The sequence below is a fragment of the Streptomyces longwoodensis genome, from assembly GCF_001514125.1.
Taxonomy (GTDB): domain Bacteria; phylum Actinomycetota; class Actinomycetes; order Streptomycetales; family Streptomycetaceae; genus Streptomyces; species Streptomyces longwoodensis.
Genome location: NZ_KQ948549.1, coordinates 692529 through 707231 on the forward strand (window position 1 = coordinate 692529; position 14703 = coordinate 707231).

A 14703-nucleotide genomic window follows, 5' to 3' on the forward strand; every position below is an offset into this window, starting at 1 on the left:
CTGCCGCACGGGGTCAGCCGGCCTTCGGGGCCGCCTGCTGGACCACCTCGAAGGACCAGACGGTGGAGTCCGAGGCGGCCGGGCGCGGGCGCTCGCCGCCCTCGCCACCGCCGCGGTGCGCCGCCTGCATCGGGCCGGACATCCAGTTCCGGAAGTCCTCCTCGCTGCGCCAGCGGGTGTACACCAGGTACTGGTCCGTACCCTCCACCGGCCGCAGCAGCTCGAACCACTCGAACCCGTCCTGCGACTCCACGACGCCGGCCCGGGACGCGAACCGCTTCTCCAGCACCTCCCGCTGCTCCTCCGGAACGGTCAGCACATTGATCTTCACGACGGACACGTCGACACCTCTCGCCGGTCGGGACCCGGCCCGTACGTCCTGCCGCCGGGCCGCATGCGATCAGTCTGCTACACGCCGGGGCGCGCACCGCGGGCGGACGGCACCGGACGCGCGTCCACCCGTCGGCCCCGTCCCGGTGATCCGCCGGGGCGGGGCGGGCAGAGATGAACGGCGACGTGACGGGCACCCGCGCACCGACACGACGAGCGGCCCGGGAGGCAGTGGTGGCAGTGAACAGGCTCGGCCTGGTCGTGCACGGCGGACGGGCGGAGGCCGTCCAGGCGGCCGACGTGGTGCGCGCCTGGTGCGCGCGGTACGACGTCCAGTGCACCGACATCGACGTGTGGCACGACGGGGGGCGGCGCAGCGCCCGCGAGGAGGTCGCCGCCGCGGGCGACCCCGACCTCGTCGTCACGCTGGGCGGCGACGGTACGTTCCTGCGCGGGGCGCGGCTGGCCGCCGAGAACGACGCGCTGGTCCTCGGGGTCGACCTGGGCCGGGTGGGCTTCCTGACCGAGGTGTCGGCCGCGTCGGTGCGCGCGGCGCTGGACGCGGTGCGCGAGGACCGCTTCGAACCCGACACCCGGATGCTGCTCACGCTGCGCGCCTCGCGCCGCCTGGAGATGCCGCCGGACGTGGAGTCGCTGATGCGCTACGGGCGCGGCCCGCTGCTCCCGCCGCCCGCCGTGCGCAGCGACTGCGTGGTGGACGACGAGTGGGGCGTCCCGCTGCACGTCACCGCCCTCAACGACGTCGTCCTGGAGAAGCTGGCCCGCGACCGCCAGGTGTCGGTCGGCGTCTACGTCTCGGGCCGGCTGCTCGCGTCGTACTCCGCCGACGCGCTCCTGGTGGCCACGCCGACCGGCTCGACCGCCTACAGCTTCGCCGCCGGCGGCCCCGTCGTCTCGCCGCGTGCGGAGGCCCTCGTCTTCACGCCGGTCGCCCCGCACATGACGTTCAACCGCTCGGTGGTCACCGCCCCCGACGAACCGGTCGGCCTGCGCGTCCTGGAACGTTCCGGCCGGGCCGCCGTCAGCATCGACGGCCAGGTGCGGGGCGTCCTGGAGCCGGGCGACTGGATCGGCGTCTACGCCGCCCAGCGCCGGCTGCGGGCGGTGCGCCTGGGCCCCATGGACTTCTACGGCCGCCTGCGCGACCGCATGAACCTCACCGACGCCCCCGCGGCCGTCGCCGACGGCACCCCCACCCCCTTCTGGTCGGTGACCACCCCGCCGCCGGGGGACATGGCCCACCTGAGCCTGGTCACGGCGCCGGACGGCGCCGCACCGCAGGCCTGAGCGCGGGAGGAGGCGGGGGCGCGCCCCGGGGAGTCCAGCGTGTCAGGGCGTCGGCGTGTCAGCCGAGGTTGCCCAGCCGGGCGTCGCGCCACAGGTCGACGCCGCCGTCGGTGGCGTGCTGGTCGATCTCGGCGAGCTCCTCGGCGGTGAAGTCGAGGCGGTCCAGGGCGGCCACGTTCTGCTCCAGTTGCTCGGTCCTCGACGCGCCGATGACCAGCGAGGTGACGCGCGGGTCGCGCAGCGCCCAGGCCAGCGCCATCTGCGCCAGGGTCTGGCCCCGGCGGGCGGCGATGTCGTTGAGGGCGTTCAGCCGGCCGCGCATCTCGTCGGTCAGCCAGGCCGGGTCGAGCGACGTGCCCCGCGCGGCCCGCGAGCCCTCGGGGATGCCGTCGAGGTAGCGCCCGGTCAGCAGGCCCTGGGCGAGCGCGGTGAAGCCGATGACGCCGAAGCCCTCCTCCTGGGCGACGTCGAGCAGCCCCTCCGTCTCGATCCAGCGGTTGAGCATGCTGTACGACGGCTGGTGGATGAGCAGGGGCGTGCCGAGGTCCCGGAGGATCGCGGCGGCCTCGCGGGTGCGCTCGGCGTCGTAGGAGGAGATGCCGACGTAGAGGGCCTTGCCCTGGCGGACCGCGGTGTCGAGCGCGCCCATCGTCTCCTCCAGCGGCGTGCTCGCGTCGAGCCGGTGGGAGTAGAAGATGTCGACGTAGTCGAGGCCGGTCCGGCGCAGCGACTGGTCCAGCGAGGCGAGCAGGTACTTGCGCGACCCGCCGCCCTGGCCGTACGGACCGGGCCACATGTCCCAGCCGGCCTTCGTGGAGATCACCAGCTCGTCCCGGTACGGCGCCAGGTCCCGCCGGAGCAGCCGGCCGAAGTTGCTCTCGGCGGCGCCGTAGGGCGGGCCGTAGTTGTTCGCCAGGTCGTGGTGGGTGATCCCGAGGTCGAAGGCGCGCAGGGCGATCTCGCGCTGGGTCTCGAAGGCGCGGTCGTCGCCGAAGTTGTGCCAGTAGCCGAGGGACAGGACGGGCAGGTCGAGCCCTGAGCGTCCGGTGCGCCGGTACCGCATGGGGCCGTCGTAGCGCTCGGGGTTCGCCACGTGGTTCATCGGGGTGATCTCCGGGGTGGTGCAGGGGCGGGATGCCCACCTTGCTCCGACATGATCCGGAAGTCCAACCCTTCCCGCGGATCGCATTCAGCGGTGTCGTTTCTGAATGGTGAGGGGTGGATCCTCCGGAATTGTTTCCGAAACATTCGAGAATCGCGGGCATGGGGGAGATCTTGAGTTGAGCGCATGCGGGAGCGCGTATCACCCAGCAGTGCCTAGTGTGCCCGTTGAACTGCTGATTCTCTGTTCGGTACCGCATTCAGGCCTGGCGAATCTTTCGAAACAAGTACCGAAAGTGTTGACAGTTGTCAGGGGCAGACCAACACTGTTCGCCGTCAAGGCCCCGCACGCCTTCACCTGGAAGGACCACGTCCATGCGCCTACTCCTGAGATTCAGGAGCGCTTGCGTCATGGTGCTCGCGGCCGTCGTGGCGTTCGTCGCGCCGGGTACCGCCGGCGCCGACACCGTCATCACGACGAACCAGACGGGCACGAACAACGGCTACTACTACTCGTTCTGGACCGACGGCGGCGGCCGCGTCTCCATGAACCTCGGCTCCGGGGGCAACTACAGCACCTCGTGGAGCAACAGCGGCAACTTCGTCGCAGGCAAGGGCTGGAGCAACGGCGGCCGTCGCGCGGTCACCTACTCGGGCACCTTCAACCCGTCCGGCAACGCCTACCTGGCGCTGTACGGATGGACCTCGAACCCGCTCGTCGAGTACTACATCGTCGACAACTGGGGCACCTACCGGCCCACCGGCACCTTCATGGGCACCGTCACCAGTGACGGCGGGACGTACGACATCTACAAGACGACCCGGTACAACGCCCCGTCCGTCGAGGGCACCCGCACCTTCGACCAGTACTGGAGCGTCCGGCAGACCCGGCGCACCGGCGGGACCATCACCACGGGCAACCACTTCGACGCCTGGGCCCGCGCCGGCATGAACCTCGGCAGCTTCACCTACTACATGATCCTCGCGACGGAGGGCTACCAGAGCAGCGGCAGCTCCGACATCACGGTCGGCGGCACCGACTCGGGCGGTGGAGGTGGCGGCGGTGGAGGTGGTGGCGGCACCGGCACCGGCACCTGCTCGGCCACCCTGTCGGCGGGGCAGCAGTGGAGCGACCGGTACAACCTCAACGTCGCCGTCTCGGGCTCCAGCAACTGGACCGTGACGATGAACGTCCCCTCCCCGGCGAAGGTGTTGTCCACCTGGAACGTCAGCGCCAGCTACCCGAGCAGCCAGCAGCTGGTCGCCAGACCCAACGGCAGCGGCAACACCTGGGGCGTGACCATCCAGCACAACGGCAACTACACCTGGCCCACCGTCTCCTGCAGCGCGAGCTGACCCCCCCACCCCCGGCTGGAGGAACCCTCCCCATGGCACGCAGACAGCGCACCGCGCTGCGCACCCTGTTCTCCACGCTCGCCGCGGCCGCCCTGGCCGCCGTGAGCACCCTCACCGTCGGCGCGGCCCCCTCGCAGGCCGCCACCTGCAACGGCTACGTCGGCCTCACCTTCGACGACGGCCCGTCCAGCACCACCCAGTCCCTGCTCAACGCCCTCAAGCAGAACGGCCTGCGGGCCACGATGTTCAACGAGGGGCAGTACGCCGCCGCCAACCCGTCCCTGGTCCGGGCCCAGGTCGACGCCGGGATGTGGGTGGGCAACCACAGCTACACGCACCCGCACCTGACCCAGCTCGGCCAGGCGCAGATCGACTCCGAGATCTCCCGGACCCAGCAGGCCATCGCCAACGCGGGCGGCGGCACGCCGAAGCTGTTCCGCCCGCCGTACGGCGAGACCAACGCGACGCTGAAGTCCGTCGAGGCGAAGTACGGCCTGACCGAGATCATCTGGGACGTCGACTCGCAGGACTGGAACGGTGCGAGCACCGACGCCATCGTGCAGGCCGCCGGCCGGCTCACCAACGGCCAGGTCATCCTCATGCACGACTGGCCGGCCAACACCATCGCCGCGATCCCGCGCATCGCCCAGGGACTGGCCGCCCGTGGCCTGTGCGCGGGGATGATCTCCCCGCAGACCGGCCGCGCCGTGGCCCCCGACGGTGGCTCGGGTGGCGGCGGTGGCGGCGGTACCGGCTCGTGCACGGCGACCCTGTCGGCGGGGCAGCAGTGGAGCGACCGGTACAACCTCAACGTCACGGTCTCGGGCTCCAGCACCTGGACGGTGACGATGAACGTCCCGTCCCCGGCGAAGGTGTTGTCCACCTGGAACGTGAGCACCAGCTTCCCGAGCAGTCAGGTGCTGGTGGCGAAACCCAACGGCAGCGGCAACACCTGGGGCGTGACGATCCAGCACAACGGCAACTGGACCTGGCCCACCGTCTCCTGCAGCACGACCTGACCGACCGGTGCGGCGGCCACCCGCCGCCGCACCCCGGCCACCGGGGCGGCACGGACGAGGAGTGGTCCGCGCCGCCCCGCGCGCGTGCTCAACGGCACCCGCCGGTCGAGGGCCCGGCCCCGAGCGCCGCCGCGGCGGGCTCGCCGAGCTCCGCGGCGGCCGTGCGCCAGGCCTCCGTCACCGCGGCCCGCGCCTGCACCGTGCGCGTCCGCCGGTCCCCGGCCAGGACGACCGGGCGGCCCGCGTGCACGTGCAGCCGCGGCCGGCGCAGCGGCGCCGTGACCAGCCCCGCCACCTGCTTGACGGTCCCGCCGGAGGTGATCCGGCGGGCGCCCGCCTGTCCGACCGGGACCACCGGCGCCCCCGTGCGCTCGGTGAGCCGGGCCAGTCCGCTGCGGAAGGCGCGCGGCGCCTCCTCGGCGGCGTCCCCGCGGGCGGGCAGGCCGCCCTCGGCGTAGACCAGGACCAGCCGGCCCCGCTCCAGCGCCCGGGCGGCGAGGTCGAGGGCGTGCGCGGCGCGGCGGTCGCGGCGGTGGACGGGGATGTGCTCCTCCCGGGACAGCAGCCGGCCCAGCAGCGGCACCCGCCACAGCCCGGCCGTCGCCATCACCACGGGCCGCACGTCCAGCCGGTGCAGGGCCGCGAGCACCACCGCGGGGTCGGCGAGCGAGGTGTGGTTGGCGACGACGACGCTGCCCGGCGCGAACGCGGCGCCCGCGTCCGTCGTCACGGTCAGGCGCCCGGCGGCCGGAGTGAGCGCGTCGGCGAGGCGGCTGAGCATGTGGTTCTCCCGTTCACCCGTTCACTGTCCTGGTGCCCCCATCGTCGTCGGGGAGGGCCGGGCGGGCCTGAGTACCCGTACTCAACCGGGCGTCCTCGCAGACCGGGACGGCCAGGCCGTGACGACACCCGCCGGGCAGCCGTTGAACCACGCATGAGCACAGCCCGACACACGGTCGCCGCCCCGCCGCCGCCCGCCTCGCGCACCCGCCCCGGACAGGACCCCGGACCCGGCGCCGGGCCAGAGCGCCCGGCGGCGGCCGAGGAGCACTGGCTGGAGTACGAGGGGTTCCGGTACGTCTGCCGCGTCGCGACGTCCCCCGCGCCCGTCACCGAGCCGCTGGTGGTGATCGGCGGCATGATGCAGGACCGCAACTCCTGGACCTCGCACGAGCGGCCGCTGCGCGCGCACGCCTCCGTGGTCACGGTCGAGCTGCCCGGCTTCGGCGCGGCCGACCCGCTGCCCGCCGAGTACGGCTACGACTTCCTCGCCGCGGCCCTCGGCCACCTGCTGACCGAGCTGGACACCGGCCCGGTCAACCTGCTCGGCACCTGCTACGGCGGCGCGGTCGCGCTGCGCTGCGCCCAGCGGCACCCGCAGCACGTGGCCCGGCTGATGCTGGGGGCGATGACGGGCGAACTGCCCGCGTCCTACCTGGAGATGATCCCCGAGTGGCGCCGGCTGGTCGCCGAGGACCGGCGTGCGGAACTCGCCGACAGCCTGCTGTCCACGTTCGTCGTGGCGCCCGACCCGCGCATCCACCGCCACGCGGCCGTGTGGCGGATGCTGAACCACCAGTTCCGCACGCAGACCCCGGACGACCTCGCGAAGGCCTGCGCCCACAACGCCCGGATGGAGCGGCACGCCTGGCGCCGTCCCGAGGTCCCCGCGGCACCGACCCTGGTGTACACGGGGGAGCACGACCACCTGACCACGCCCGCCCAGGGGTTGCGGCTCGCCCGTGAACTGGGGGCGCCGTTCGCGACCCTGCGCGACGCGGACCACATGTTCCCGCTGGAGCAGGTCGCCGCCCACGTCGACCTCATCCGCAGCTTCTGCGGCGACCACCCCCTGACGGGGCTGCCGTACCTCGGCGCGCTGGAGTACCCCGAGGGCCAGGACCCCGTCTGACGCCCCGGGCGGCGCCGTGCCGCCCGGGGGCTTGTGGGTCAGGGCTTGCGGGCGAGTCCGCCGTGCTCGGCGACGACCCCCGGGGCGGGAGAGCCGGGGTCCGGGCGCCACTGGGTGACCGGGACCACGCCCGGCTCGACCAGCTCCAGCCCGTCGAAGAACGAGGCGATCTGCTCGACCGTGCGCAGGTTGTACGGCACCGCGCCGCTGCGGTTGTAGCCCTCCTGGGCCTCCTCGAAGACCGGGTCGATGCCCAGCGAGCCGTCGTTGACCATGAGGTAGCTGCCCGACGGGAGGGCGCCCACCAGCCGGTCCACGATCGAGCGGGCCTGCTCGTAGTCGGCCACGTGGCCCAGGATGTTGCTGAGGATCAGCGCCGTGGGACGGCCGAGGTCCAGCGTCCTGGCGGCGGACTCCAGGATGACGTCCGGCCGGCTGACGTCGGCGTCGATGTACGCGGTCGCGCCCTCCTTGGAGGAGTACAGCAGGGCACGGGCGTGGGCCAGGACCATCGGGTCGTTGTCGACGTAGACGATCCGCGCCTCGGGGGCGAGCCCCTGGGCGACCTCGTGGGTGTTCTCGGCGGTCGGCAACCCCGTGCCGACGTCGAGGAACTGACGGATGCCCGCCTCGTTCACCAGGTACGTGATGGTGCGCCGCAGGAAGGCCCGGCTGCCGCGCGCGATGGTGACGATGCCGGGGAAGACCGCGGTGTACGCGTCGCCGGCCTCCTCGTCCACCGGGTAGTTGTCCTTCCCGCCCAGCCAGTAGTTCCAGATACGGGCGGAGTGCGGCACCGACGTGTCAATCTTCTGGTGCGTCGCGGGGTCGGTCATGAGTCGTGTCCGTCTTTCGGCCGAGGCTGGATCCGTGCGTGCCCAACCTACTGGCGAACACCGCTGTCCCACACATCAGTTCGCGTTTCCGGCGGGTCGCCGGAAGTCCGCCCGGGGCTGGCGTGCCCGGCCCGGGGGGCCGGGCGGTAGCCTTGCGGGGCAGTCGCGTTGACAGTCCACCAGGTCCGACGGCTCCCGCGGTGCCTCGCGGACGCCGCCCCGGTCCCCGTCCCTACCGAAGGCCCGTCACCCTTGTTCAGCCAGACCCCGATCTACGACCGTCTCGTCACCGAACGCGGTGACATCCCCACCCAGGTCCGCGCCGAGGCGGAACGGATCCAGCGCGAGCTCGGCCGCATCATGGCCGCCCCGCTGTCCGCCGGGCTGCCCGCGCAGCAGTCGCTGCCGCCCGCCCGCGGGTTCCTTCCCTTCGGTACTCTGTAGTGCCCCGGGTCACGTCCGGGGCGGCTGCCACTCGACCATGACGATCGTCGCGTCGTCGCGCAGCCGGCTGGTCTCCACGTCGAGGATCGAGTGGATGAGCCGCCGCAGCGTCTCGGACGCCAGCTCCCCGGCCGCGGTCGCCCGGATGACGTAGTCGGCGAAGCGCTGGAGCCCGAACAGCTCGCCGTCGCGGGTGCGGGCCTCGGTGACGCCGTCGGTGTACAGCAGCACCCGGTCACCGGGCTGCAGCGGCATCTCGTGCACCCGCCGCGGGCGGTCGGTCAGCAGGGACGGCAGACCGAGCGGCGGGTCCGGCTCCCGCTCCAGCGCGTCCGCGACCAGCCGCTGGTCGCGGATCAGCAACGGCGCCGGATGCCCGCAGTTGCTCCACCGCAGCACCCCCGTGGCCAGGTCGATCTCGGCCAGCACCCCGGTGCAGAACTGGTCCGGCAGCCACTGCGTCAGCGCCTCGTCGACGCTGGACACCAGCTCCGGCAGATCGGTGCCGCACCGCCGGGCGTTGCGGCAGGCCGCCAGTGACACCGCGCTGGTCAGCCCGGAGGCCAGGTTGTGGCCCATGGCGTCCAGGACGGTCGCGTGCAGCGTCGTCTCGGTGAGCGCGTGGTCGAAGGCGTCCCCGCCGAGTTCGTACGCCGGCTCCAGCACCGCCGTCGACACCACCGTGCCGTCGCCGATGGTCCGCGGCGGCAGGAACGCCCGCAGCATCTCGGCGGGCAGCCGCATCGGCTCGGTGCGGGTACGCCGTACGTAGGTGTCCTTGAACGACCGCCGTGAGGTGACCATCATCGCCACCAGGGTGGCCAGCGCCCGGCCGCGGCTCAGTGCCGCCGCCGTGAGGGTGGGGGTGTGCACCGCGAGCACCCCGAGCCGCTCGGCGCCGTCCACCAGCGGGAACCACGCGGTGAGCGCCCCCGCGTCGGACGACTCCACCCGCAGCGACTGCGTGCGGTACGCCCACCCGGCCAGCGACGCGTCGACGGGCAGCGAGGCCGTGACGTCCGTGAGCGGCACCAGGTGGCGCTGCTGGATGTCGACCAGGTAGGCCACGGCGTGCGGCAGCCCGAGGGCCCGGGTGCAGCGGGCCAGGGCGGTCGCGAGGTCGACGGTCCGGTTGGCGGGGTCGGCCAGGAACTCCTGGAGCAGGTCGTCACCGGTCTCCGGCGTCACCACACGGACTCGCCTCCTCCGACAGCGCGCGCCACGGCGGTCGGGTGGACCGCTCGGCAGCAGTCTCACACCGGGCCGGGGCCGCCGCAGTGCGGACGCCTCCCGGCCGGACCCCGCGTCCGCGCGCCACCGGTGGCGGTCCCACCTGGTCGCGGTGGCCCGCCGGTGCGAGGCTGGAGGGACAAGGGCCCCAGGAGGAGCCGGGAGAACCGATGGGACGAGACGTTCCGGCGCTGGTCTTCACCCGCGAGGACCGCCGCCGGTACCGGATCAAGATGCAGGAGTGCCTCGACGCCTTCGCGCAGATGCTGCGCGAGGCACGCTTCGACGCGGAACGCCCGCAGGTGGGCCTGGAGATCGAGCTGAACCTGGTCGACGACCGGAGCGAGCCCGCGATGCGCAACGTCGACGTGCTGGAGGCCATCGCCGACCCCGCCTGGTCCACCGAGCTGGGCCGGTTCAACCTGGAGATCAACGTCCCGCCCCGCCGGCTGATCGCGGGCGGCCCCGACGCCTGGGAGTCGGAGATCCGCGCCGCGCTCAACCACGCCGACGAGCGCGCCCGGTCGGTCGGCAGCCACCTGATCATGATCGGCATCCTGCCGACGCTGCGCCAGCAGGACGTCGGCGAGGGGGCGCTGTCGGAGAACGCCCGCTACCGCCTGCTCAACGACCAGGTCTTCGCGGCCCGCGGCGAGGACCTGCTGATCGAGGTGGACGGGGAGGACCGGCTGCGCACCTACGCGGACACCATCACCCCCGAGGCCGCGTGCACCAGCACCCAGTTCCACCTCCAGGTCTCCCCGCAGGAGTTCGCCCCCTACTGGAACGCCGCCCAGGCGATCGCCGGGGTGCAGGTCGCGCTCGCCGCCAACGCGCCGTTCCTGTTCGGCAAGGAGCTGTGGCACGAGACCCGGATCCCGCTCTTCGAACAGGCCACCGACACCCGCCCCCAGGAGATCAAGGTGCAGGGCGTGCGGCCCCGGGTGTGGTTCGGCGAACGCTGGATCAACAGCGTCTTCGACCTCTTCGAGGAGAACCTGCGCTACTTCCCCGCGCTGCTGCCGCTGTGCGACGACCAGCACCCCGGGGAGGTCCTGGAGCGCGGGGACGTCCCGGAGCTGTCCGAGCTGACCCTGCACAACGGCACCATCTACCGCTGGAACCGGCCGGTCTACGCGATCGCCCACGACAGACCCCACGTACGGGTGGAGAACCGGGTGCTGCCGGCCGGCCCCACCGTGGCCGACACCCTCGCCAACGGCGCCTTCTACTACGGCCTGACCCGTGCGCTCGTCGAGGAGGACCGGCCGGTGTGGTCCCGGATGTCCTTCTCCGCCGCCGAGGACAACCTGCACGCGGCCGCCCGGCACGGCATCGACGCCCGGCTGTACTGGCCGGGCACCGGCGAGGTCCCGGCGAACGAGCTGGTGCTGCGCCGCCTGCTGCCGCTCGCCCACCAGGGCCTGGAGCGCTCCGGCATGGACGAGGCGTGGCGCGAGCCGCTGCTCGGCATCATCGAGCAGCGGTGCGTCACGGCCCGCAACGGCGCGGTGTGGCAGAAGGAGATGGTCCACCACATCGAGTCCCGCGCCCACTGCGGCCGCCACGAGGCGCTGCGCCGCATGACCGAGCAGTACATCGCCTACATGCACCTCAACGCCCCGGTGCACACCTGGCCCGTCGAGTGAGCCCGGGCGGCGCGCCCGCCCGGCCGGGTCAGGTGCCGCTGCCGAGCGACTGGGTGGTGTAGGCGCACTCCGTGTAGACGTAGCCCGGGGACAGCTTCGCGGTGTCGGACGCGGGGGAGGCGGAACTGTCGCCGTTCGGCTTGTGCAGGAAGTAGACGGTGCCGGCCGGCAGGCTGATCGTGCGCTGCGGGTAGGAGCGGCCGCCGTGGCACGGCTTGAACCCGGGCGACAGCGTGTCCACCAGGGAGTAGGCGGTGCAGCCCGAGCAGCCCTTCAGGGTGAAGCTGCCCGTGACGGGGCCGGTGTACAGGACGGTGACCGGGTCGGGGCTGTCGTTGCGGACGGTGACGGCGATGCCGCCGCCGCTGCGCGTGGTGGGCAGCCGCTTCCCGGCGGCCGGCACGGTCTGCGCGATCTCGGCGGCGATCGCGATCTTCTGGGCCAGCGCCCGGTTCTTGTGCTGGGGGTTCGCCTTCACGAAGTCGTCCATCGTGCTCTGCGCGGCTTCGAAGTCACCGTCGCGGTACTGGTCGACGCCGCAGGCGTACGTCCCCGAGTCCGCGGAGGCCGTCGCCCGCCGGGCCTCCTTGCCGAGCGCGTCGCCGGCGTCCGCGCCGCCCGCCGTGATGGTCCCGATGCTCGACCCGAGCGTGCGCAGCCGGTCGATCGCGCCGCACGGGTCCGTGCCGCCGAGGTCGGCGGCCGCCCGGGTGACCGCGGAGGCGACGGCCGGCTGCACCTGGGCGGCCTGGTCCGACCGGGGGAACGTGGTGAGCAGTTGCCCGAACTGCTGCGGCCAGGTGGACTGCCCGCCGGCCAGCCCGCTCGACGCGCACGCGTACAGCGACGCGGCCAGCCGGTCGTCGGGCCAGGACGCCAGCTCGCCCAGCCGGGTCCGCGGCATGTGCCCGGGCACCGTGCGCAGGTAGGTGAGCGGCGCGATCGCGTCGCAGTACTGCCCCTGGGCGTAGGGGGCGCCGACGGTCGTGTAGTACGTCCGCATCCGGGCCGGCACCTGGCGAGCGGCCCGGGAGCCGGGGTGTGCGGCGCTGAGGTCCTCGTAGGCCGCGAGGGCGCGCCGGTAGTCGGACTCGCCGCTCCCGAACGCCTTCCCGCCGGCCGCGGCGACGAGCCGGTCGGCCCGCTCCAGCCGGTCGAGCAGCATCTGCTGGACGGCCTCGTCGCGGGCGCTGTCGTACCAGACCACGCCCCCCGCCGGAACGGCGAGCAGCACCAGGCCGAGGGCGAGCGCGAGCGGCGCCGGGCCGGGGCCCGACAGCCGGGTGCGCAGGCCCACGCGCGCGCCGTGCGCCGCGACCGCGAGCAGGAACAGGGCGTACAGCACCAGCGCGGCCACCGGGACACCGCCCGGGTCGGCGGGCAGCGCCACGAACAGCAGGACCCCGGTGGCGAGCCAGCACAGCGCCACGAGCGCCCAGCGCCGCACCACCGCGTACCCGAGGCCCAGGCCGCTGAGGTTGAGCACCGCGACGGCGAGGGCCCGGACGGGGTCGGCCGGCGCCGGTGGCGGCGCCGAGGGCATCGGTGGGACGAAAGGCTGACCGTACGTGCCGTCGTACATGCCGGACCGACCCTCGGACATGGCTGGCTCCCCCCGTAACTACGCCCGCACGCCGCAGACTTGGCAGTGTACGGGCACCGTCGCGCGGGCGACAGGGAGCCCGGGGCACGCGGGTGGGCGCGAGGAGGGCGTGGCCGCCGTGCGGCCGGCGGTGCGGTCAGCCCGGCAGCTTGGCGCGCACCGCGCCCACGGCGGCCGCGGGACGCGCGGTGGCCCGCACCGACCGCCGGACCAGCCGCGCCTCGCGGCGCACGCCCCGCGCCGCGTGCCGGCCGCGCCAGGCCAGGGACGGGTTGCCGCCCGTGTCCGCGGCCGCGATCAGCAGGCCGCCCAGCATCGAGAGGTTCTTGAGGAAGTGCAGGCGCTGCTGGGTGCGCTCCTCGGGGTCCTCCGCCTCCCAGAACCGGTGGGCCGCCCAGGTGGTGGGCACCAGGGTCGCGGCGAGGGCGAGGGCCGCCACCCGCGGGACCCGGCCGGTCGCCAGCAGCAGCCCGCCCGCGACCTGCACGGCCCCGGTCAGGCGTACGACGTCCTCGGTCCGGTCGGGCAGCGCCGTCACCTGGTCGGTGACGGGGCGGACGACGGGCTCTGCGACCGGCGAGACCTGCTCGGGGGCGCGCAGGGACTGCAGGCCGCCGGAGACGAACATGGAGGCCAGCAGAGGACGACCGACCAGGCGCAACAAAGTCATGGGCCTTCTCCAGAGGGTTGACCAGTTGGGTGATGGAGCGTGGCCAACGGGTTCCCCGTCCGCGGACGGGCCAATCGGCGCCGCGTCCGGCCCGCCGTCCGCCCGGACGGCCAGGTGAGGGGCGCGGGATGCGGGGCACGCGTGTGCCGGCAGCCGCAGGAGTGCGGACCGACGACGTGGACGGGAGTGGGGGGCGTGGCGAACGCCGATGCCGATGCGTTCATGCACCGGCTGGATCCGGAGATGTGCGTGGTCACCGCGACGGCGGGCGAGGAGCGGTCGGGATGCCTGGTGGGCTTCTCCTCGCAGTGCTCCCTGCGGCCGGTGCGGTTCGCGGTGTGGCTGTCCAAGGCGAACCACACCTTCGGCGTGGCCCGCGACGCCGACTTCCTCGCCGTCCACCTGCTCGGCCGCGACCAGCACGCGCTGGCGGAGCTGTTCGGCGGGGAGACGGGCGACGAGGTGGACAAGTTCGCCCGCGTGCGGTGGACCACCGGGCACGGCGGGGCGGTCGTCCTGCCGGACGCGGCCGCGTGGTTCGTCGGCGCCGTCGTCCAGCGCCTCGACGGCGGCGACCACATGGGGTTCGTGCTCGACCCGGTGCAGTGGGACGCCGGTGACCCGGCGGCCGGCCCGCTGCTGCGCCTGGGTGACGCGCACGACATCGACCCCGGCCACCCCGCGGAGTGACGGGGCGGTCGGGGCCGGGGGCCGGCCGGGTCAGGCGGTGTGGAGCGCGGTGCGCAGGGTGGTGACGGCCTGGGTGATGGCGGCTTCGGCGGCGTGGGTCTCGCGCAGGGCGTTGAGCATGACGAAGTCGTGGATGACGCCCTGGTAGCGGACGGCGGTGACGGGGACACCGGCTGTGCGGAGCTTGTTGGCGTAGGCCTCGCCCTCGTCGCGCAGGACGTCGGCCTCGCCGGTGATGACCAGGGCCGGGGGCAGGCCGGTGAGCTGTTCGACGGTGGCGCGCAGGGGGGAGGCGGTGATCTGGGCGCGTTCGGCCTCGTCGGTGGTGTACTGGTCCCAGAACCACTGCATGGCGTCGCGGCGCAGGAAGTAGCCGGTGGCGAACTGGTGGTAGGAGGGGGTGTCGAAGCTCGCGTCGGTGACCGGGTAGAACAGCACCTGCTGGACGAGGGGCACGTCGCCGCGTTCCTTGGCCATGAGGGTGAGGGCGGCGCTCATGTTGCCGCCGACCGAGTCACCGGCCACGGCCAGCCGGGTGGCGTCCAGGCCCTGGGC

At 73.5% G+C, this 14703-nt stretch carries 15 protein-coding genes; 7 read left to right on the forward strand and 8 right to left on the reverse strand.

Features of this window, described 5'->3' with window-relative positions; translation table 11 throughout:
* Positions 1–13 precede the first annotated feature (13 nt).
* Positions 14–340, reverse strand: coding sequence for an antibiotic biosynthesis monooxygenase family protein (locus tag AQJ30_RS03110; RefSeq protein WP_067228271.1), 327 nt, complete (start codon positions 338–340; stop codon positions 14–16).
* 224 nt (positions 341–564) lie between these two features.
* On the opposite strand from AQJ30_RS03110, the gene AQJ30_RS03115 reads away from it, so the two are divergent.
* Positions 565–1638 (forward strand): NAD(+)/NADH kinase, encoded by a 1074-nt coding sequence (locus AQJ30_RS03115; RefSeq protein WP_067228273.1) that lies wholly within the window; start codon positions 565–567, stop codon positions 1636–1638.
* 58 nt (positions 1639–1696) lie between these two features.
* On the opposite strand, the gene mgrA is transcribed toward AQJ30_RS03115, so the two are convergent.
* Complete coding sequence (gene mgrA / locus AQJ30_RS03120) at positions 1697–2740, reverse strand: L-glyceraldehyde 3-phosphate reductase (protein ID WP_067228274.1); 1044 nt, start codon at positions 2738–2740, stop codon at positions 1697–1699.
* A 374-nt stretch (positions 2741–3114) separates the two neighbouring features.
* Between mgrA and AQJ30_RS03125 the strand changes: the two genes are divergently transcribed.
* Positions 3115–4095, forward strand: coding sequence for a glycoside hydrolase family 11 protein (locus AQJ30_RS03125; RefSeq protein WP_067228276.1), 981 nt, complete (start codon positions 3115–3117; stop codon positions 4093–4095).
* A 32-nt stretch (positions 4096–4127) separates the two neighbouring features.
* Positions 4128–5114, forward strand: coding sequence for a polysaccharide deacetylase family protein (locus AQJ30_RS03130; protein ID WP_067228278.1), 987 nt, complete (start codon positions 4128–4130; stop codon positions 5112–5114).
* An 88-nt stretch (positions 5115–5202) separates the two neighbouring features.
* On the opposite strand, the gene AQJ30_RS03135 is transcribed toward AQJ30_RS03130, so the two are convergent.
* On the reverse strand, positions 5203–5895 hold the full coding sequence (locus AQJ30_RS03135; RefSeq protein WP_067228280.1) for a lysophospholipid acyltransferase family protein: 693 nt from the start codon (positions 5893–5895) through the stop codon (positions 5203–5205).
* A gap of 153 nt (positions 5896–6048) precedes the next feature.
* On the opposite strand from AQJ30_RS03135, the gene AQJ30_RS03140 reads away from it, so the two are divergent.
* Positions 6049–7026, forward strand: coding sequence for an alpha/beta fold hydrolase (locus AQJ30_RS03140; RefSeq protein WP_079083754.1), 978 nt, complete (start codon positions 6049–6051; stop codon positions 7024–7026).
* Between the two features lie 38 nt (positions 7027–7064).
* On the opposite strand, the gene AQJ30_RS03145 is transcribed toward AQJ30_RS03140, so the two are convergent.
* Complete coding sequence (locus tag AQJ30_RS03145) at positions 7065–7862, reverse strand: SAM-dependent methyltransferase (protein WP_067228281.1); 798 nt, start codon at positions 7860–7862, stop codon at positions 7065–7067.
* Between the two features lie 252 nt (positions 7863–8114).
* Between AQJ30_RS03145 and AQJ30_RS03150 the strand changes: the two genes are divergently transcribed.
* Positions 8115–8306: a hypothetical protein gene (locus tag AQJ30_RS03150; protein ID WP_067228283.1), complete on the forward strand. Its 192-nt coding sequence runs from the start codon at positions 8115–8117 to the stop codon at positions 8304–8306.
* A gap of 9 nt (positions 8307–8315) precedes the next feature.
* Here AQJ30_RS03150 and AQJ30_RS03155 read toward each other — a convergent pair whose 3' ends face one another.
* Entirely contained in the window at positions 8316–9497 is a 1182-nt protein-coding gene (locus AQJ30_RS03155; RefSeq protein WP_067228285.1) for a PP2C family protein-serine/threonine phosphatase, read from the reverse strand.
* 209 nt (positions 9498–9706) lie between these two features.
* Here AQJ30_RS03155 and AQJ30_RS03160 point away from each other — a divergent pair, with 209 nt between their 5' ends.
* A complete protein-coding gene (locus AQJ30_RS03160; protein ID WP_067228287.1) occupies positions 9707–11185 on the forward strand; it encodes a glutamate-cysteine ligase family protein in 1479 nt (492 codons plus the stop codon).
* 28 nt (positions 11186–11213) lie between these two features.
* Here AQJ30_RS03160 and AQJ30_RS03165 read toward each other — a convergent pair whose 3' ends face one another.
* Complete coding sequence (locus AQJ30_RS03165; RefSeq protein WP_079083756.1) at positions 11214–12788, reverse strand: hypothetical protein; 1575 nt, start codon at positions 12786–12788, stop codon at positions 11214–11216.
* Between the two features lie 136 nt (positions 12789–12924).
* Positions 12925–13458 (reverse strand): DoxX family protein, encoded by a 534-nt coding sequence (locus AQJ30_RS03170; protein WP_067228289.1) that lies wholly within the window; start codon positions 13456–13458, stop codon positions 12925–12927.
* Between the two features lie 222 nt (positions 13459–13680).
* Between AQJ30_RS03170 and AQJ30_RS03175 the strand changes: the two genes are divergently transcribed.
* Positions 13681–14148 (forward strand): flavin reductase family protein, encoded by a 468-nt coding sequence (locus AQJ30_RS03175; protein ID WP_067228957.1) that lies wholly within the window; start codon positions 13681–13683, stop codon positions 14146–14148.
* 30 nt (positions 14149–14178) lie between these two features.
* Here the strand turns inward: AQJ30_RS03175 and AQJ30_RS03180 are convergent.
* Positions 14179–14703: alpha/beta hydrolase (locus tag AQJ30_RS03180; RefSeq protein WP_245726781.1), on the reverse strand; the 525-nt coding region annotated here is incomplete at its 5' end.

Coding starts and splice junctions, on each gene's coding strand:
- AQJ30_RS03145 (WP_067228281.1), bottom strand. CDS start 7,862: ATGACCGACCCCGCGACGCACCAGAAGATTGACACGTCGGTGCCGCAC.
- AQJ30_RS03170 (WP_067228289.1), bottom strand. CDS start 13,458: ATGACTTTGTTGCGCCTGGTCGGTCGTCCTCTGCTGGCCTCCATGTTC.
- AQJ30_RS03130 (WP_067228278.1), top strand. CDS start 4,128: ATGGCACGCAGACAGCGCACCGCGCTGCGCACCCTGTTCTCCACGCTC.
- AQJ30_RS03135 (WP_067228280.1), bottom strand. CDS start 5,895: ATGCTCAGCCGCCTCGCCGACGCGCTCACTCCGGCCGCCGGGCGCCTG.
- AQJ30_RS03160 (WP_067228287.1), top strand. CDS start 9,707: ATGGGACGAGACGTTCCGGCGCTGGTCTTCACCCGCGAGGACCGCCGC.
- AQJ30_RS03165 (WP_079083756.1), bottom strand. CDS start 12,788: ATGTCCGAGGGTCGGTCCGGCATGTACGACGGCACGTACGGTCAGCCT.
- AQJ30_RS03175 (WP_067228957.1), top strand. CDS start 13,681: ATGCACCGGCTGGATCCGGAGATGTGCGTGGTCACCGCGACGGCGGGC.
- mgrA (WP_067228274.1), bottom strand. CDS start 2,740: ATGAACCACGTGGCGAACCCCGAGCGCTACGACGGCCCCATGCGGTAC.
- AQJ30_RS03140 (WP_079083754.1), top strand. CDS start 6,049: ATGAGCACAGCCCGACACACGGTCGCCGCCCCGCCGCCGCCCGCCTCG.
- AQJ30_RS03125 (WP_067228276.1), top strand. CDS start 3,115: ATGCGCCTACTCCTGAGATTCAGGAGCGCTTGCGTCATGGTGCTCGCG.